The 17798-nt window shown below is 43.4% G+C and carries 16 protein-coding genes; 4 read left to right on the top strand and 12 right to left on the bottom strand.

From position 1 onward, the window contains the following. Positions 1–377: 377 nt before the first annotated feature. The 4 genes from infA to trxB form a co-directional block, all read right to left on the bottom strand. A complete protein-coding gene (infA, locus tag JJQ94_RS15465; RefSeq protein ID WP_002962494.1) occupies positions 378–596 on the bottom strand; it encodes a translation initiation factor IF-1 in 219 nt (72 codons plus the stop codon). A 304-nt stretch (positions 597–900) separates the two neighbouring features. Next, positions 901–1632 (bottom strand): arginyltransferase, encoded by a 732-nt coding sequence (locus JJQ94_RS15460; RefSeq protein WP_099029228.1) that lies wholly within the window; start codon positions 1630–1632, stop codon positions 901–903. Continuing rightward, positions 1625–2341, bottom strand: coding sequence for a leucyl/phenylalanyl-tRNA--protein transferase (gene aat, locus JJQ94_RS15455; RefSeq protein WP_099029227.1), 717 nt, complete (start codon positions 2339–2341; stop codon positions 1625–1627). The genes JJQ94_RS15460 and aat overlap by 8 nt, the downstream gene beginning before the upstream one ends. Before the next feature lie 89 nt (positions 2342–2430). Beyond that, entirely contained in the window at positions 2431–3384 is a 954-nt protein-coding gene (gene trxB / locus JJQ94_RS15450; RefSeq protein WP_099029226.1) for a thioredoxin-disulfide reductase, read from the bottom strand. A 286-nt stretch (positions 3385–3670) separates the two neighbouring features. Between trxB and pssA the strand changes: the two genes are divergently transcribed. Next, entirely contained in the window at positions 3671–4996 is a 1326-nt protein-coding gene (gene pssA / locus JJQ94_RS15445; protein ID WP_099029225.1) for a CDP-diacylglycerol--serine O-phosphatidyltransferase, read from the top strand. A 51-nt stretch (positions 4997–5047) separates the two neighbouring features. On the opposite strand, the gene asnB is transcribed toward pssA, so the two are convergent. From asnB to JJQ94_RS15405, 8 genes are all read right to left on the bottom strand, one after another. After that, a complete protein-coding gene (gene asnB, locus JJQ94_RS15440; protein ID WP_099029224.1) occupies positions 5048–6718 on the bottom strand; it encodes an asparagine synthase B in 1671 nt (556 codons plus the stop codon). A gap of 188 nt (positions 6719–6906) precedes the next feature. After that, entirely contained in the window at positions 6907–7569 is a 663-nt protein-coding gene (pcp, locus tag JJQ94_RS15435) for a pyroglutamyl-peptidase I (RefSeq protein WP_099029223.1), read from the bottom strand. Beyond that, a complete protein-coding gene (locus JJQ94_RS15430) occupies positions 7569–8579 on the bottom strand; it encodes a DUF979 domain-containing protein (protein WP_099029222.1) in 1011 nt (336 codons plus the stop codon). Before JJQ94_RS15430 ends, pcp begins: the two co-directional genes overlap by 1 nt. Then, positions 8576–9334 carry a DUF969 domain-containing protein gene (locus tag JJQ94_RS15425; protein WP_099029221.1) on the bottom strand — a complete coding sequence of 253 codons (759 nt, stop codon included), beginning with the start codon at positions 9332–9334 and terminating at the stop codon, positions 8576–8578. The genes JJQ94_RS15430 and JJQ94_RS15425 overlap by 4 nt, the downstream gene beginning before the upstream one ends. Continuing rightward, entirely contained in the window at positions 9327–10265 is a 939-nt protein-coding gene (locus JJQ94_RS15420; RefSeq protein ID WP_099029220.1) for a biotin-dependent carboxyltransferase family protein, read from the bottom strand. The genes JJQ94_RS15425 and JJQ94_RS15420 overlap by 8 nt, the downstream gene beginning before the upstream one ends. Beyond that, positions 10259–10909 (bottom strand): 5-oxoprolinase subunit PxpB, encoded by a 651-nt coding sequence (gene pxpB / locus JJQ94_RS15415; protein ID WP_099029219.1) that lies wholly within the window; start codon positions 10907–10909, stop codon positions 10259–10261. Before pxpB ends, JJQ94_RS15420 begins: the two co-directional genes overlap by 7 nt. Positions 10910–11051: 142 nt before the next feature. Next, positions 11052–12566 (bottom strand): leucyl aminopeptidase, encoded by a 1515-nt coding sequence (locus JJQ94_RS15410; RefSeq protein WP_099029218.1) that lies wholly within the window; start codon positions 12564–12566, stop codon positions 11052–11054. A gap of 86 nt (positions 12567–12652) precedes the next feature. Continuing rightward, complete coding sequence (locus tag JJQ94_RS15405) at positions 12653–13963, bottom strand: MFS transporter (protein ID WP_099029217.1); 1311 nt, start codon at positions 13961–13963, stop codon at positions 12653–12655. A 153-nt stretch (positions 13964–14116) separates the two neighbouring features. Between JJQ94_RS15405 and msrA the strand changes: the two genes are divergently transcribed. The 3 genes from msrA (at position 14117) to JJQ94_RS15390 (ending at position 17003) form a co-directional block, all read left to right on the top strand. Continuing rightward, complete coding sequence (msrA, locus tag JJQ94_RS15400; protein WP_442960326.1) at positions 14117–15409, top strand: peptide-methionine (S)-S-oxide reductase MsrA; 1293 nt, start codon at positions 14117–14119, stop codon at positions 15407–15409. A 160-nt stretch (positions 15410–15569) separates the two neighbouring features. After that, entirely contained in the window at positions 15570–15860 is a 291-nt protein-coding gene (locus tag JJQ94_RS15395; RefSeq protein ID WP_141557598.1) for a hypothetical protein, read from the top strand. Positions 15861–16046: 186 nt separating this feature from the next. Beyond that, positions 16047–17003: an MBL fold metallo-hydrolase gene (locus tag JJQ94_RS15390; protein WP_099029215.1), complete on the top strand. Its 957-nt coding sequence runs from the start codon at positions 16047–16049 to the stop codon at positions 17001–17003. The last annotated feature ends 795 nt before the right edge of the window (positions 17004–17798 follow it).

The following is a 17798-nucleotide window of genomic DNA, read 5'->3' as shown; positions in this document are numbered from 1 at the left end:
TAATTGCTTGAATGAACTTGGTATACCTAAGTAACATCAGTATTTTGAAGTCGCTTGGGTATCAACGAGTTTACGGCATCAACTTAGTATAAATCTACACACGCAGAGTAACGAGCACGGATGACCATGGTGCTCCCTTTGAACGCTGAGGTTAGGGCTAGATAATAAATTCAAACGACAAAAAGCCCAGAATAGCTGGGCTTTTTGTTATCACTGAGTTTGATGCGGTATTACCGTCTCTTAAACTCAGTGCTAGTCGTTCGTGTATACTAATTGCTTGAATGAACTTGGTATACCTAAGTAACATCAGCATTTTGAAGTCGCTTGGGTATCAACGAGTTTACGGCATCAACTTAGTATAAATCTACACACGCAGATTAACGAGCACGGAAGACAATACGTCCCTTTGATAGGTCGTAAGGCGTCATTTCAACAGTAACTTTGTCACCAGTCAAAATACGGATGTAGTTTTTGCGCATTTTTCCAGAAATATGTGCAACAACCACGTGACCATTTTCTAGTTCAACACGGAACATTGTGTTTGGTAGCGTGTCAAGGACCGTGCCTTGCATTTCAATTACGTCTTCTTTCGCCATGTGTAGCGTATCACCTCTTGGTTAAATTAAACGATGCAGATTTTGCCCAAAAGCGGGGAATAAGTAAAGTTACAAGCCGATTTTTTGTTAATTTGGTCGTTTATTCAGCCAGTTTTACCAAAGTTTTTTGCTTCTATTCCTAACGCATTTCAAAATCTGGAGCCTTGTTGATAGGCGAGGGTGACATTCTAGCATAGGAAAGTCTGCTAGTAACGCATGTTTTTTGTCCATGCAATAGGATAATTGCGGTGTAAAAGGAGGTGTATTCCTGCATTTGAGCAAACGTATGCAGGAAAACTCGGTACTAAGCACAAGATTGTGGGGGATCTGGATCAATATCTTGCCAAATATCTTTAACTAGCTTTTGTGCTGGAACAAATTGAGTTTTGTAACGCATTTTCTTGCACTCGTCGATTTGATAACCCAAGTACAAGTAAGGTTTATTCTGTTTCGCTGCCTGCTCTAGCTGAGCCATGATCATGACAGTTCCGATACTTAGTGATTCATACTCAGGATCGAAAAAGGTATAAATAGCAGACAATGAATAAGGCATTGAATCAGTGACCGCTACTGCAATTAACTTATCTTTGTGCCATAGCTCAATAAAGACGATGTTCATCCAACGGCAAAATAAGAAGCTTTCGTACTGGAGACGGTTAGGTGGGTACATAGAGCCATCGCTGTGGCGTAAACTGATATATTTCTCGTATAGCGGATAGTATTCAGGCCGCTCCTGATGGCTAATAATTAGCTGATAATCTTGTTTTAATTTATTGCGTTTGCGCTTTTGAGATTTACTCGGTTTAAATTCTTGAGTTAATACTCTTACTGATTGACAAGCTGAGCATGCGGGACAGTGTGGACGATAAATCTGGTCTCCACTGCGGCGAAACCCTAATGCTAACAATTGTTCAAATCTATCTGGGCTGTAACAATTTGGGTCTAGAATAACCAGTAACTGTTCCTTCTGCTCAGGTAAATAGCTACAACTAAATTGCTGGCTCAGTCCGATTTTAGAAGGAAAGTGTTCATTCATAGATAGCTTTCAACTCCTGAGGCTGCCACATTGATGATGGGATCTCAAATCGATCCGCCAAATTAAGTCTAGTCAAAAACTCGCTCCTTGGTACAACTTTTAATCCCAAACTTGTTAAATAAGGATTTTCGAGTTGGCAATCAATAAAATGTGCCTGATGGGCTTTGAGCCAATTTACCAGTGCCCACATCGCCATTTTGGACGTATTAGGTAAGGTGTGGAACATAGATTCACCACAAAATACACCAGACTGCATGATGCCATAGAGCCCGCCAACGAGTTTGCCTTGATCCCATATCTCCACACTATGTGCTAACCCATGAATGTGCGCTTGCTGATACGCAGTCAACATCGCATTTGTGATCCAAGTTCCTTCAGCGGCCATTCGTTGATTTCTACAAGCTTCAATCACTTGTGAAAAAGCAGTATTGATAGTGACGGTCGGATTGAGTTTGCGTTGGGCTTTTCTTAGGGTTTTACCACAATGGAAATCTTGAAGCTCCAAAATGCCGCGCTTGCTCGGGCTCCACCACATGATTGGCTCTCCTTCATTGAACCAAGGAAAGATCCCATTGGCATAAGCGTTTTTCAGGCGTTTTATCTGCAAACAACCACCAATGGCAAGCAGTCCATCTGGCTCAGATAAAGCATAGTGGTTTGGCGGAAATCGAAAGTCATCGCGGGCAAGATGGAACAGTTGTTGGATCATTGAACAAACTACAAGATTGTTATTTATTTCAATATAGCAAATTAAGGCAAGGAGGGAAGAGGGTCAGTCTAGACCGACCCATTTATCTATTATTTTTGGCTGTCTAAGAAGCGCTCTGCATCTAGTGCTGCCATACAGCCTGTGCCTGCTGAGGTAATTGCTTGACGGTAAATGTGGTCAGACACATCACCTGCTGCAAATACACCTTCAACACTGGTCTGTGTTGCGTTCCCATTTAGGCCCGACTGCACAACCAAATAACCATCTTTCATCTCTAGCTGGCCCTCAAACATATCAGTGTTTGGTTTGTGACCAATCGCGATGAAAACACCAGCAAGATCAAGTTGCTCTGTCGCTTCGGAATCAGTATCTTTGATACGAATACCAGTAACACCCATATCATCACCTAGCACTTCATCAAGTGTGCGATTTAGGTGTAACACAACATTACCGTTCGCTGCTTTATCCAATAGGCGATCGGCAAGAATTTTCTCACTTCGGAAAGAATCGCGGCGGTGAATAACATGTACTTCTTCAGCGATGTTTGATAGATAAAGTGCTTCTTCAACCGCGGTATTACCACCACCAACAACCGCAACCTTTTGACCACGATAGAAAAATCCATCACAAGTCGCACAAGCAGATACGCCACGGCCTTGGAACGCTGTTTCAGACTCAAGACCAAGGTATTTAGCTGATGCACCTGTTGCGATGATTAACGCATCACAAGTATAAGTACCTTGATCGCCAGTGAGTGTGAAAGGGCGCTTCGTCACGTCAACTTTGTTGATGTGATCGAAAATGATTTCAGTTTCAAAGCGCTCTGCATGCTCTTTCATACGGTCCATAAGTGCTGGACCCGTTAAACCATGTGCATCACCAGGCCAGTTCTCGACTTCAGTTGTTGTAGTCAGCTGACCACCTTGCTGCATACCTGTGATTAATACTGGGTTTAAATTTGCTCGTGCTGCGTATACCGCGGCAGTGTAGCCTGCAGGACCCGAACCTAAAATCAACAGTTTGCAGTGTTTTGCATCGCTCATGTAATTTTCCTAACTAAATTCTAAAAAATGCTATTAAGCAAAAGTTTGTTCGATTCTATGTAATTCAATAGGGAAGTAAATAAAAAACCGTAATCTGATTTGGTATAAATTGGCAAGTTGTCAAAAAATTTGTACTGTTTTGTTTTAAATAGACTACACATTGAGCAATCTTGTTCAGTACTAACAAAAAACAGCAGTATTTCATGACCTCAGGTTTTTTTTTTGATATGTTTTAGAGAATTTTGTTTTGCTATCAAGAGTTGATAGCCTAATTGAAAAGGTACATATGGCATTTTGGCAGAATACCCCAGGCTTTGGGTTAAGTGCACAAGATTGTGAGGTGTTAACTGGTGCTAAGCAATATCATCAGACGCTTTTACAACTGATCTCACAGGCAAAAACGCGTATTTATATCACCGCACTTTATCTTCAAGATGATGAGGCGGGTCGCGAGATATTGCACGCATTGCACGAGGCTGCACAGCAAAATCCAGACTTAACGGTAAAAGTGTTGGTTGATTTTCACCGTGCGCAACGTGGCCTCATTGGTGCTGAAAAGTCAGAAGGCAACGCCAAGCTATATTGTGATTTAAAAGAGCAACTGGGCACTCAAGTTGAAGTGTATGGTGTGCCGGTAAAAGCAAAAGAGCTTTTTGGCGTGTTGCATTTAAAAGGCTTTGTTATTGACGATATCCTGCTTTATAGCGGTGCTAGTTTAAATAATGTCTATTTGCATCATGATGAGAAATACCGCCTAGACCGCTATTTTGTGATTAAACAAGCACAGCTCGCGGATAGCTTTTGCCACTTTACCGATCAAGTGCTGATAGCGTCCGACGCTGTACCTAGACTCGACATCCGCCCATTACCTACCTTACTCGACATTCGTACTGAGCAAAAACAGCTGATGAAACAGTTGAAAAAGGCCAGTTATGATATTTCAAAGGCGAACAGTCGAGAAGGTCTAACAGTTCGTCCATTTTTAGGTTTTGGTCGTAGAACTAATAAGCTAAACCGTCTTATTAAGGCGCTTTTCGATACCACAGAACAAGAGTTAGTACTTTACACTCCTTACTTCAATTTTCCGGCTCCTCTACTTCGCTCGCTACGTCGTTTACTGAAAACAGGTAAAAAGGTGACAATAGTGGTGGGGGATAAAACGGCAAATGATTTCTATATCAGTCCAGAGCAGCCATTTAGCCGAATTGGTGCGCTTCCTTATTTGTACGAAACCATTTTGTATAAATTTATCAAGTCGCAACGCCGCTTCATAACTGCCGGATTACTGGATGTGTATCTGTGGCAAGATGGAAACAACTCATTCCACTTGAAGGGAGTGAGCAAAGATGGCGCTACGCATTTAATGAGTGGTCATAACCTCAATCCAAGGGCGTGGGGGTTAGATATTGAAAATGGCATTCTAATAGAAGATCCCGACAAAGCATTGTTGCCTCAAATCGAGTTAGAAAAGCAAGAGATATTAAAACATTGCCGTCGCATCGAAAGCCACGATGATCTCGAGACGTTGAGGGATTATCCAGCACCTGTGAAAAAACTCCTTGGCCAGGCCAAGCGTGTGAAAGTCGACTTTATTATCAAGCGTTTTATTTAACGCAAGAACTGATAATTTTAAAAAAGGGACGAGCGTCCCTTTTTTACTTTCTTATTTTTGATTATATGCTTCGTTGTGTGAGCTTGCTGCGCGACCTGATGGATCGGCATTGCGCTGGAAAGACTCGTCCCAAGCAAGCGCTTCGGGTGTTGAACACGCCACTGACTTGCCGTGAGGAACACACTTGGCTGCCGCTTCTCCTGGGAAATGCGACTCAAAAATGGTGCGATAATAATAGGCCTCTTTGCTATCCGGTGTATTGATTGGATAGCGGTAGTGGGCGTTTTCAAGATCCGAATCGCTCACTTGCTGACTGACATATTCTTTTAGTGAATCGATCCAGCTATAGCCTACGCCATCAGAAAATTGCTCTTTTTGGCGCCACAATACGTCATCGGGTAAATAGCCATCAAACGCCTCGCGGATAATGTGTTTTTCGATACGGCCATCTCTACACATTTTGTAGTCTGGGTTGGTACGCATGGCAATATCGACAAATTCTTTATCTAAGAAGGGAACACGTGCTTCAACCCCCCAAGCTGCCATCGACTTATTTGCACGTAGGCAATCAAACATATGAAGTTTCGAGACCTTTCGGTTTAGCTCGTTGTGAAACTCCTCAGCATTTGGTGCTTTGTGGAAATACAAATAGCCGCCAAATAGTTCATCAGCCCCTTCACCCGATAGCACCATTTTAATGCCCATTGCTTTAATGTAGCGTGCCATAAGGTACATAGGAGTAGAAGCGCGAATGGTTGTGACATCGTAGGTCTCTAGGTGATAGACCACTTCTTTCAGAGCATCGATCCCTTGTTGTACGGTAAAGTGAATAGGATGGTGAACTGTGCCGATTTTATCCGCTACCTTTTGTGCTGCAGCGAGATCGGGTGAACCTTCCAAGCCAATGGAAAATGAGTGAAGTTTTGGCCACCAAGCATCGGATGCATCATCATCTTCGATACGCTTTGCTGCAAACTTTTGTGTAATAGCGGAAATCACAGAAGAATCTAAACCACCAGACAACAACACGCCATATGGCACATCGCACATCAATTGGCGTTTTACTGCAGCTTCTAGCCCATTTTTAACCGCTTCGGGGCTTGCCTCATTGTCTTTTACAGCACTAAACGCTTGCCAGTCGCGTTGGTAATACTCTCTTGGACCACCTTCTTTTGAATACCAATAATGGCCAGGAGGAAACTCTTCAATTTGTGTACAAATAGGTGTGAGCGCTTTCATTTCGCTGGCGACATAGAGGTTACCGCTTTGATCACGGCCAGTGTAAAGTGGAATGATACCGATATGATCACGACCAATTAAAAAGGCATCTTCCGTTTCATCGTACAAACAAAATGCAAAAATTCCATTGAGATCATCTAAAAACTCAGGGCCTTTTTGCTTGTATAGCGCCAAGATCACTTCACAGTCTGACTCTGTTTGAAATTCAAATGGAACGGTCAGTGCTTTTGCAAGCTCTTTATGATTATAAATTTCACCATTTACCGCCAAAATATGTGTTTTTTCAGGGTTAAATAATGGTTGTGCGCCGCTAGAAACGCCTACAATTGCCAAACGCTCATGAACTAAAATGGCTTTTTCACTTGAATAGACCCCTGACCAGTCGGGGCCACGGTGTCTTAATTTTTTTGACATTTCGATCGCTTGCTCACGAAGTGCAAGGGGATCGGTCTTGATGTCAAGTACGCCGAAAATTGAACACATATTTCCTCATTCCTATTGATGTGTTGATAATATCAACAAATTATTATTGCTCACGGAAGCATAGTTACCATGAGATAGTTTAAGTTCTACCAAAAATAATTTGATAAGTCACACAATGAAATAGAGAAAATGTGAATTTTTTGTGATGCTCAATGGTGCAATCTTGCACCATTGCGGGGCATTACCTATTAGTGTGTCGTTCCAGCGACAAGCTTAATATCTTGCTTTTGTGTAATGGCACTGGTTAATAGAATTTTTATTCCTTTAACTAGGGTGTCAATGTCCATACTGGGTGCACCAGGGTGGTGCGCCGCTTGGGAGGGCAAGTATGGGATATGCACAAAGCCACCACGGCACGCTAAGTCATGTGTACTAAGATAGTGTAGTAATCCATACATCACATGGTTACACACGTAAGTGCCAGCAGTATTTGAAATGCTTGATGGAACTCCCGCCTGAAGTGCACTACTAAGCATACTTTTTATTGGTAAAGAGGCAAAGTAAGCATCGGGTCCGTGTGTAACGACCGGTGTGTCTATCGGCTGGTTTCCTGCGTTGTCGGCTATTCTTGCATCGTTGACGTTAATCGCGATACGTTCGATGGAGATATCGCAGCGTCCACCTGCTTGACCTAAACAGATCACGATGCTTGGGTGATACTTATCTATCGCTTGTGTTAAAGACTCAATACTTTTGTCAAATTCACAAGGTAACTCTTTTGTGTGGATCAGGTGACCTTCAATGGTTTCACCTTCTAATAGCTGCGCTAATTGCCATGAAGGGTTGATGGACTCACCACCAAATGGGGTGAACCCGGTCACGAGAACACAAGGTTTACTGTAACTGGACATTAAAAAACGACTCCGTACATAAGAAAAATATTAATCACCAATAACGTTATAGCGGTTGGTATTTGCACTTTAATGACTTGGTACTTATCTTTTAGATCTAACAGTGCCGCTGGTACAATGTTGAAGTTAGCGGCCATCGGTGTCATCAGTGTTCCACAATAACCCGAATACATGCCAATTGCGACGAGCGGCGCAGGATCAGCGCCATGCCCTTGGATCAAAAATGGCAGCGCAATACCCGCCGTCATTACCGGAAATGCGGCAAAAGCATTGCCCATAATCATGGTAAAGAGTGCCATGCCCACACAATACAGCACAACGAGCATAAAACGGTTATCTGGCGAAATAAACAATGTCACTAAGTCTTGGATGGCAGTGCCAGTGTTGGCGACGATAAATACACCGCCAAGCATTGCTAGCATCTGTGGTAATATTGCTGCCCAGCCTATTGAGTCGACTAAGCGACGAGACTCAGAAAGTGCTTGTAAAGGACTGCCTTTGGTTATCTTCCAACTCACCAGCAAAGCGATGGTGCAAGCGAGTGTCAGTGCTGAAAGCGTTACGTGATCCTGATCGAATAGATAAAAGTCGCCGAGCTGGATCTCACTTAAGATGATAGTACAGATAACGGTAACTATTGGAATAAGTACAGCAGGAACAAACAATTTATTACCAAACCGATTTGCATCTTCTGTCTTGGCTCGTTCGCACGGCATTTCGTAATTTCCCATGGAAACCATATTCATACCTGCAAGCAGTGCGATGATCACCACGTTGATGCCAATCCATAAATAAGTCTTTTGCTCACCAATCAACGCGATAGAAGCATCGCCAAAGATAAAAACAGAGCCAAATAAAAACCAAAATAGGGCGGTGGTGAGGCGCTTAGGATGGGCCTTATCTTGTAGCGTTTTTACCACCAGAAACATCACGATAAAACCAATCAATAAATAGATGTTGTCAATTGAAAGTAAGCTAGGTTGCGCGTCAGAAGTGTTCATTAAGCTCATAATGACTCCTCCTTAAGCGCTGAATTTGTGTTGCTAGGTGTTTGTTCTTCTTCGTTTTGTTGCTGCTGACAGCGCGCAATTTCTGCCCGGATTTTTGCTTCAAATCGCGCTAAACGGAAGAGATGAACAATGAGCGCGGCAATTGCAGTTGGTATTGCCCAAAGTCCGATATGCAGCGGTTCAATTCCGGCAATGCCGTTTTCTTTTAAAAATGCATCCATCAGTAGTACAGCACCAAAAGCGATAAAAATATCCTCACCAAAGAAGACGGCGATGTTATCGCAGGCGGCAGCATGTGCGCCTATCATGTCTTTTACATCTTGTGGCAGGTCGCCGTATTGGTTTGCCGCAGCGCCTATCGCCATCGGAGCAAGCAGTGGTCTAACGGTTTGCGCTTGGCCCGCTAAATTGATTAACCCCAGCGCTGCGGAGCACTCACGGACAACAAAATACATACTTAAAATTCGAGCGGTGGTCGCCCCTTTTATGCCCGCAACCCAAGCTTTAGCTCGTTGCTGTAAGCCGTAACGCTCTAAAATTGCAATCACGGGTAAGATAAGTAAAAAGCTCGCAAGCTGGCGAGAGTTCATAAACTTTTCGCCAAAGGTGGCAATTAAGTCAACAAAGTCGATCTCAACGGCAAAACCAGTAACTAGACCTGCCGAGGTGACAACCAATAAGGGATTAAACCTCAGAGCAAAGCCAATAACAATCACGGCAATGCCCGAGAGGGGTAGGAGATTTAGCTCAGTCATTTTGTTGTTCTTTATTTTTAAGCGCTAACCTTAGCTGATTGAGATGCGCCTGTACTCTGTGAGATTCCTTCGCCGCATCTGTAAGGGATGTTGATTTTAAATGGATACAATCGCCCGCGCCCAATTGGCTTAAGTGGCGCATATCGGCTTGAATGATAGTACCAATAATTGGATAACCGCCTGTGGTTTGGCAGTCATTCAATAGGATAATGGGCTCGCCACTGGGGGGGAGCTGAATAACGCCTGGGTGGACAGCTTGGGTTGCAATATTATGTTCATGCGCTAGGCTGCTATGGCCGCTTAGGCGAATGCCCATACGATTACTGCTGGGATTTACTTTCCAAATGGTGTCGTTTAATACACTCAGTGTCTGTTTGGAAATTAACTCGAGATGAGGGCCTGGGATGAAATGAATGAGCTTTTCGTAGCTGGGCTGCAGGCCACCAACGGCGCCTTTGGCAGTGCTTGGCGTATAGCTCAGTTTGTCCCCTTGTTTAAGAGCTCGGCCGCTTATTCCCCCAAAGCCTGCCATGAGATCGGTTGAATAACTCCCAAGCAGCTTGTCTATGTTGGTAAATCCACCTTCGACCACCAAATAAGCGCGTAAACCATCGCGGTTTTGTTTAAATGTCAGCTTATCTCCAGCTTTAGCGCTGTAGCGCCAGCAAGGGTATATCGCTTCATCGTTTAAAGCAGCATTGAGATCTGCACCTGTGATAACAAAGTTAGTGGGGGCGTGGAAGTGAAATTCGCATAAGCCAATGGTCACTTCAATAGCTGCGGTATCATCCTCATTTGACAAGAGTGTATTTGCAAGTTTAAGCGCAACTGGGTCAATGACACCTGCTTGACTTACTCCTAAGTGGCGAAGTCCTTGGCGGCCACAGTCTTGAATAGTTGAAAGTGGCCCAGGTTTAATAACTTCTAGCATGATTTCTCCACAAAACGCACGATATCTCCGGGTTGCAGCAAGCTTGCTGATGCTGAATTTGGGTTAAATAGCGTAGTATTGGTTTGTCCAAGTAAATGCCAGCCACCGGGAGATTGACTCGGGTAAATTGCACTGTAGCTGTCTGCGATGGCAATACTGCCTTTGGGGACTTTGGTAATTGGTGTGGATTTTCTGGGTAATTGAAGTGCGATTGGTAACCCTGATAAGTAAGCAAAACCGGGCAAGAAGCCAATAAATTGTACTTGATAATCAACGCTTGAGTGTAGCTCGATAAGCTGTTTTGGTGTCAGTTGTAATTCGTCCGCTATGCGTTCAAAATCCTGTCCGAATTCTTTGCCATAAAACACCTCAATATGATGGTGTGTTGGCTTTACCTCTGCCACTTCTAGGTCTTGCCAATGTGCTTGGATTTTGTGTTGCCAAGCATCGGCCTTACGGGGGTCTTTTAAATAGGCAGTAACTGAAGACTTGGCAGGCACCACATCAATAAAGTCACCGCTATTATCTAGCCATTTCTTGAGGGCGAATAATCGCTGATTAATTGGGCTTTTGCTATCAGGCAAACACATTGCATCTACAACAATCGCTTGCTCACCTAATAAATAACAACTCACATCGGACATAGACAATAACAGTTGGTTGCTTTGGTAAACGTTATATTTCTTATAACACACCTCGCAATTGAAACGAAGTTATTGCTATCAGTTGCCGTTTTGTTGCAGTCACAAAAAAGCCGTGTTTAAACACGGCTTAAAATCTGAGGACTTATTTAGCAGTTAATAGCCATTGACTCAGAAGGCGAACGCCATAGCCTGTACCACCAGTTGGTACTTCGTCTTTGGCTGAGCTTGAAAGTGCGTTACCTGCAATATCGATATGAACCCAACGGGTGTCACCTGCAAATTGTTGTAGGAAAGTTGCAGCAGTTGTTGCACCAGGACCACCTGAACCTACGTTTTGGAAATCGGCGATGTCTGATTTTAGTTTGTCTTTATAGCCAAGTGGTAGACGCCATACGTTTTCGTTCACAACTTTACCGGCGTTGGTAAATTCTGTAATTAAGCTATCATCTTCAGAGAAAATCGCTGAATACTCGTTACCGACAGCACCAATTTTAGAGCCAGTTAATGTCGCTACGTCAATCATGATCTCAGGGCTGTAATGTTTACGTGCATACCACATCGCATCAGACAGTACCAAACGGCCTTCAGCATCAGTGTTGACAACTTCTACGCTAATGCCTTCTGCAGTACGCAGTACATCACCCGGTGCGATTGAATACTGAGACACCATATTTGCAGCCATCCCCATCACAGCTACCACGTTTACGTCTGCTTTGCTCAGCGCCATTGCTTTTACTGTACCAAGCACGGCAGCCGCGCCAGCCATGTCAGATTTCATGCGTGCAATCGAAGCGCCGGTTTTGATGCTATAACCACCAGAATCAAAAGTAATACCTTTACCGATCAGGGCGATCGGTGTCTCGCTGTTACCTTTATAGTGTGCAACAACTAAACGAGAGCCGTGTTCACTACCACGACCAACGCCCTCAAGTGCGCCCATGCCAAGTTCTTTAAGTTCAGCTGGTGCTAGTACTTTTACTTCAACGCCATATTGTTCAAGTTCCTTTGCCGCTTTTGCAAAGTCTACCGGAGTCATTTCTGTTGCGACTTCAGAGGTTAAGTCACGCGCTAAAAACACGCCAGCTTGAATGTGTTGTAGTGCCTTGTACTGAGCCTGTGTTGCTTGTTTATCAGCAACGTCGAAGTGATAGCTTACGTTAAAAGTGTTTGGCTCTTTTTTGTATACTTCGAAGGTGTGATCGCGAAGGTTTGCACCGTGTGCAAATTGTGCTGCTAACTCTGCATTTGAGAGCGCTCCCTCAACGTCTTCGAATGCAACTGCAACATTCTCCAGCTTTTTACCTTCAAATTTAGCGTGTAAGTTACCGCCAAGTTTGGTCATTTTGCTCGCGTTGAGTGCGCCTGCATCACCCAAACCAACAATGAAGATACGCTTATAATCAGAGTCTACCGGCGCTAATACTTCAACTGTTTTGCCATATGCCCCTTTAAAGTCTTCAGCAGCAATTGCGCGCTCCAATTGTTTGCGAGTGTCTTTATCAAGGAACTTTAGGTTACTTTGGTTTTCACCAGCTTGAAAAAGTACCAGTGCATCAGCGTCTGCAAGCTTGGTATTGAACTCAAAGTCAGCGGCATTTGCAGAAGTCATACTGGCAACCGCCAGCGCTAAAGCAGAAAAACGCGTAGTCAATGACATAATTTTATCCTCAGATAACTAAAATTGCGGCGTTTTTACCGCAATCAGAGAAATTTAGACACAATTTGTCGGTGAAGTAACAGGTTTTACCGTTCAGTGACATTAGGTAAGCGACTTGTCATGACGATGCCTAATATCGTGATCATAATGTAGAGGGCAAGTAACACATTAATTGAAAATACCGACGCAACCACACCAAGACCACTCGTCAATAAAAGTATAATACCAATAATTGTGTTACTGAGCGTGACGTAACTGGTGCGTTTGTTTCCTTCGGCCATATCGATAACATAGGTTTTTCGGCCCACCCGCACGCCTTGATGGGCGATAGCAATGACAAAATAGCAAAGTGGAATAAACCACATTTTTTCGAGCAGCGAGGAATAAAATAAAGATATTGTTAGCAGCACTGCCGTGATCAACACGGTTATTGTCGCGCCATATATCATCACGCGTTTACTTGATTGATCGGCAAGGCGACCCCAAAAGGCACCACTGACTAAACTTGCAAGCCCAGACACTGCTAACAAAATTGCCAACACCCAAGCACCGCCGCCAATATTCTGCTGCGCCATCACGGTAAAATAGGGAGGAATAAGCGCGGAGCTCAACAGCAAACCACGTGCAAAAATAAATTTTTTAAGTGTTGGGTCGGTTTTTAACAGCGCAAAATCTTGTTTTATTCTGGCTAATCCGCTTTCACCCCCTTCGGTTGCTCCTTCGTACTCATTGATTTTTGAAAACGTCAACGCGCCTACCAGCCAAAAGATTGCAGCTAGCACCAATGTGATCACAAAATTGACGTTGTTTACTTGAGTGGCAGCGATAAAAAGCCCAACACCAAATGTAACAGTTATAAGTCCACTGACAGAGGCGGCTTGGCCGCTAAGCTGGCCGCGTTTTTGTTTAGGGATAGTTTTACCGATGACATCTTTTGACGACACAGAACTTAAGCTGCGAGCGATGCTAAAAATCGCCAGTAACCCAAGTACTAACCAAGCGTATAATTGATTTTCAGTTTGTTGCCATGCAAGCAGTGCCATCAGTAGTACACAAATAGCTTGAATAAGTGTGCCGAGCGACCACAGGTGCTTTCGCTTAGCGTGCTTGCGCACCCATTGCCCAATGAACAATTGTGGGATCAGTGAACCGGATTCGCGAATGGGTACCAGAGCCGAAATCATGTAAGCAGGAGCGCCGAGTGATTGCATCAGCCAAGGTAGCGTTATCTTTGGATTGAGTAGGGCATCCCCCAATGCGCTCAATAGCTGACTCAATAAAATAAGCACATAATTACCGGGAACTTCTTTACAAGCCTTATCGTCAATCGCCTTACACGCACGAGCTTCGTCATCATTGGTTAACTTTTGATAGATATTCTCACTTATTTTACTCACACCTATTCCTTTGCCTTCGGTTTCGCTGACAACACTGTTTTACTATCATGAACGACTTTAGATGAAATGAGAATTAACTTTCAACGGTCTCATTCAATAAGTATGAAGTTGTAACCATATTTAGTTGCAACACACAGCATTGAGAGGTCGGTAATGAAAGCATTGCAGGTAGCCGCGTCGATAGGGTTTATCATGATGTTTGGTGTGGGTGTATCAGCACTTGCTGGTACAGATATGCCAAAGCCTAAAGTGGATGGCGCGAGTAACCATATTAAAACGTTAGTGTTGGGCTCTGGTTGTTTTTGGGGCCCAGAAAAACGCTATGAGAAAATGACGGGTGTGATAGACGCCGAATCGGGCTATGCCGACGGTAAAGGGTTTAAGCCAAGTTATAAAGAGATCATTAAATCGACTCGGCGATTTGATGAAGATAACTATGCTGAGGTCGTAAAAGTAACCTACAACGCAAATCTTATTACCACAGAGGAGCTGTTAAAGAATTACTTTGAAAGTCATGATCCAACCCAAAAAAACCGTCAGGGTAATGACGTTGGAACGCAGTATCGTTCGATCATTCTTTACACAGATGAGCAGCAAAGTGGCAAGGCCCTCACATTAAAAGCGCGGTATCAACATTTATTATCTGAGCAAGGCTATGGCGATATTCAAACCAAGATTAAGCCTCTTAGAAAATTCTACCCAGCGGAAGAGTATCATCAAAACTACTTAACCAAGAATCCCAAGGGATACTGCCCAGATCACAGCACGGGAGTAACCTTTGATAAGGTGGCGAAAGATAAAACAGATAACACTATGATAGCCCAAGGTAAGCATATTGTGATTGTTGATGCTAAAAGCTATTGCCCTTATTGTGAAAAGCTAAAAAAAGAGGTGTTAAACGACTATCAAGGTGATATCCCACTTCATTTTCGCTATGCAGATCAACTAGAGGGGCTAATGATAAAAACCGCGACTTGGGCGACGCCAACGATCTTATTTATTGAAAATGGTGTTGAGTCCCTTGGCTTTCAAGGTTTTATGGCGAGAGAAGAGTTTTACAAGGCACTCGGTGCTTTTAAGCTGGGTCGCTCAGAAGCTTTTGACATTGCCTTTCAAAAAGGCACAGAACGACCATTTTGCAAGCAGTATGATATCTTTAAAAACACACCAGATGGCGTATTTATCGATAAATTAAGCGGCAAGATTCTTTTTGACACCCGAGATAGATTTAACTCAGGCACTGGGTGGTTGTCGTTTACTCACCCGGTAAAAGACAGCGTGACCTATCACAAAGATTTAAGCCACGGAATGGTAAGAACCGAAATACGCTCAAAAAGCAGTGGCATTCATTTAGGCCATGTATTTAAAAATGAAGGGCCAAAGGGTCAAGACCGCTATTGTATCAATGCTCAAGTACTTGAGTTTAAAGCGAGAGAAGCGTTTTAGGCATTACGCCTAAAGCCACCTTTTGCTTCGGAGCCAGACGTAAACCTAAGTCGTGCTTTGAGCAAATTTGAGGTTACATGTTTTACATTCGTTTTATTGTAAATTGTGTTAGGTTTGGCTTAACTTTGAAAGCTGGTTGACCAAAGTGATAAAGGATTTTATGAAATACAGAAACATGTTTGTTTGCACGGTATTATTGGGTTCAACTTTATTAAATGGCTGTACTTTGGTTGGTATGAGCTTAGCACTGTTTACGCCCGCTTCAGGGACGGTAAGAAATCCTTCACTGATTGCCAATGCAGCAGAGTATGATGCTGAAGTGATCAGGAGTATTATGGGCGTTCAAAGTACTGATCGATGTAAAGATCTCTACGGTGAAGCGCAAGCACTTTGCAAGCGCCGAGCTGACGCAATTTGTCGAAGTATCGAAAAACACCAATCAAAAAACTAAAGGTTTGGTTGCTCCCCCAATTTTTTAGCTGCCATTGATGTGTAAAATGTTATAGGAACGCCTTAATCGCCATAGTATTCGGTCATTCAACTTACCTTTGCATTTTGATGTTAACAGGTTGATTTTCATTCAATATCCAGTTAGTTTCGTCAATACCTAACTTCAAAATACGCGAAAGGAATTCCCATGCCCCGTATATATACCCTATGTTTAATTTGCTTGTGGTACTTAATTATAGCGCCTACAGCGGGTGCCAATGAAACTCCTCACCAAGTCAACGCACTCAAGATCACTACGTTGTCGACCATGCTTGCGGATCGTGGCATTGGCGAGTGGGGATATGCTGCATTGGTTGAAGTGGATGGCCGAAAAATTCTTTTTGATACTGGTAATCGACCGCAAACGGTGCTGCAAAATGCGCGAGACTTGCGGATCGATTTGTCCGACGTAGAAGACGTAATTTTAAGTCATAATCATGGCGACCACACCGGTGGACTAGAAACGTTAAGGACCGAGCTGAGTAAAAAGAATCCAAAAGCGATGTCTCGCGTTCATGTTGGTCACGGTATTTTCGCAAAACGCGCTGGTAGAGAAAACCGCATGCACGCGATGAAGCTCGCGCTTGAAAAACAAGGCGTGGTTTTCAAAAAGTACAGTGAGGCGCAAGAGATCTACCCAGGTGTTTGGTTAACAGGCAATGTTGAGCGCGTTCACCCCGAACATAATTGGAGTGGAAATAGCAAAATTGAAGGTAAGCACGGCCATGTAGAAGATAACATTCCAGAAGATATGTCACTGGTGATAAATACCAAAGATGGCTTTGTATTGATAGCCGGTTGCGGGCACGCGGGCATCATCAACACGATGGAACACATAGTAAAAACGATCCACTCCGCAGATATTACGACGGCGATAGGCGGATTCCATTTAATGAATGCGGATGATAAGCACTTGGCGTGGACCGCAAGTAAATTACAGCAGTTTGGCTTAAAGAATATGATGGGTGCACATTGTACTGGTATTAACTCGCTATACGTGCTGCGTGAATTGATGAAGTCAAACCGTAAGCAAATGGTGGTGGGCTCTGTGGGGGACAGCTTTACTTTAAGTGAGGGCGTAAAGGCTGGCTATATCGCCCGTTGAGCCAATGTAATTATCTGTATCGTTCGTCAGGCAAAAAATAAATCAGGAGATAATGTATTACCAAGTGTTGGTGACTTTGGTTATCACTTTCGTTAAACATGGGAAAGTTAAGTACACGGACAAGTGAAGCGAATTTAGTCCAATCAGTAATGTAATCACTGACATTGCGGGATTACACCGACAGAGATAGATGAGCTTGACCTGAATTATTATCATGGAAATATCTTTCAGGGTGGTTTTTTATCGCACTACATTTTTGTACTTTGTCAAAGATATTGATGATTTAGTTAGGGTATTCAGCGAAAAGATAATGTGAAGGCTGAATTTAGCCTTCGTAAAGTGTTTAGGGCCTGTTTATCTTTCAAGTTTGTTTTTGCAGCAGTTTGATTGGTATTTATACAAGGCAGAGCCCGCGTAGCATAGTCATTCTATGTGAGTCAGGCGAGAACACAGTAGAAATGCCAATCAAGCGCTGCCCTTTGGGTTCACCTGAGTGTGCTTTGTTCATTGTTGCTCAACTTTTGCCTAGATTACTAGGCGGCAAGTCGAGCGTCGCGACCAAAACACACTCAGGAGAACAAAAATCAAACAGCAAAGGTCAACAGGCCCTAGTGTAAGCACCTTTTTCACCCATGCATAATATTGCAATGACAGGGACAGCTAATAAGAAAATAGCGCCTTCTGTGGTATCTCATAGTGGTGTCGTAATCGCTGCTGATGCTTTTTCTGAAAAACTTTGTGCAACGCTAAAATGGATTGCGAGTGGGTATGTATCAATTTTGTCATTTTTTTTCC

The organism is Pseudoalteromonas sp. GCY (genome assembly GCF_016695175.1).
Lineage (GTDB): Bacteria > Pseudomonadota > Gammaproteobacteria > Enterobacterales > Alteromonadaceae > Pseudoalteromonas.
The sequence above is the reverse complement of the archived record's forward strand: the minus strand, read 5'-3'. Positions and strand labels throughout refer to the sequence as shown.

Coding starts and splice junctions, on each gene's coding strand:
- JJQ94_RS15410 (WP_099029218.1), bottom strand. CDS start 12,566: ATGTCATTGACTACGCGTTTTTCTGCTTTAGCGCTGGCGGTTGCCAGT.
- JJQ94_RS15395 (WP_141557598.1), top strand. CDS start 15,570: ATGAAATACAGAAACATGTTTGTTTGCACGGTATTATTGGGTTCAACT.
- JJQ94_RS15425 (WP_099029221.1), bottom strand. CDS start 9,334: ATGACTGAGCTAAATCTCCTACCCCTCTCGGGCATTGCCGTGATTGTT.
- aat (WP_099029227.1), bottom strand. CDS start 2,341: ATGATCCAACAACTGTTCCATCTTGCCCGCGATGACTTTCGATTTCCG.
- JJQ94_RS15430 (WP_099029222.1), bottom strand. CDS start 8,579: ATGAGCTTAATGAACACTTCTGACGCGCAACCTAGCTTACTTTCAATT.
- pssA (WP_099029225.1), top strand. CDS start 3,671: ATGGCATTTTGGCAGAATACCCCAGGCTTTGGGTTAAGTGCACAAGAT.
- pcp (WP_099029223.1), bottom strand. CDS start 7,569: ATGTCCAGTTACAGTAAACCTTGTGTTCTCGTGACCGGGTTCACCCCA.
- pxpB (WP_099029219.1), bottom strand. CDS start 10,909: ATGTCCGATGTGAGTTGTTATTTATTAGGTGAGCAAGCGATTGTTGTA.
- msrA (WP_442960326.1), top strand. CDS start 14,117: ATGAAAGCATTGCAGGTAGCCGCGTCGATAGGGTTTATCATGATGTTT.
- trxB (WP_099029226.1), bottom strand. CDS start 3,384: ATGAGCGATGCAAAACACTGCAAACTGTTGATTTTAGGTTCGGGTCCT.
- infA (WP_002962494.1), bottom strand. CDS start 596: ATGGCGAAAGAAGACGTAATTGAAATGCAAGGCACGGTCCTTGACACG.
- asnB (WP_099029224.1), bottom strand. CDS start 6,718: ATGTGTTCAATTTTCGGCGTACTTGACATCAAGACCGATCCCCTTGCA.
- JJQ94_RS15460 (WP_099029228.1), bottom strand. CDS start 1,632: ATGAATGAACACTTTCCTTCTAAAATCGGACTGAGCCAGCAATTTAGT.
- JJQ94_RS15420 (WP_099029220.1), bottom strand. CDS start 10,265: ATGCTAGAAGTTATTAAACCTGGGCCACTTTCAACTATTCAAGACTGT.
- JJQ94_RS15390 (WP_099029215.1), top strand. CDS start 16,047: ATGCCCCGTATATATACCCTATGTTTAATTTGCTTGTGGTACTTAATT.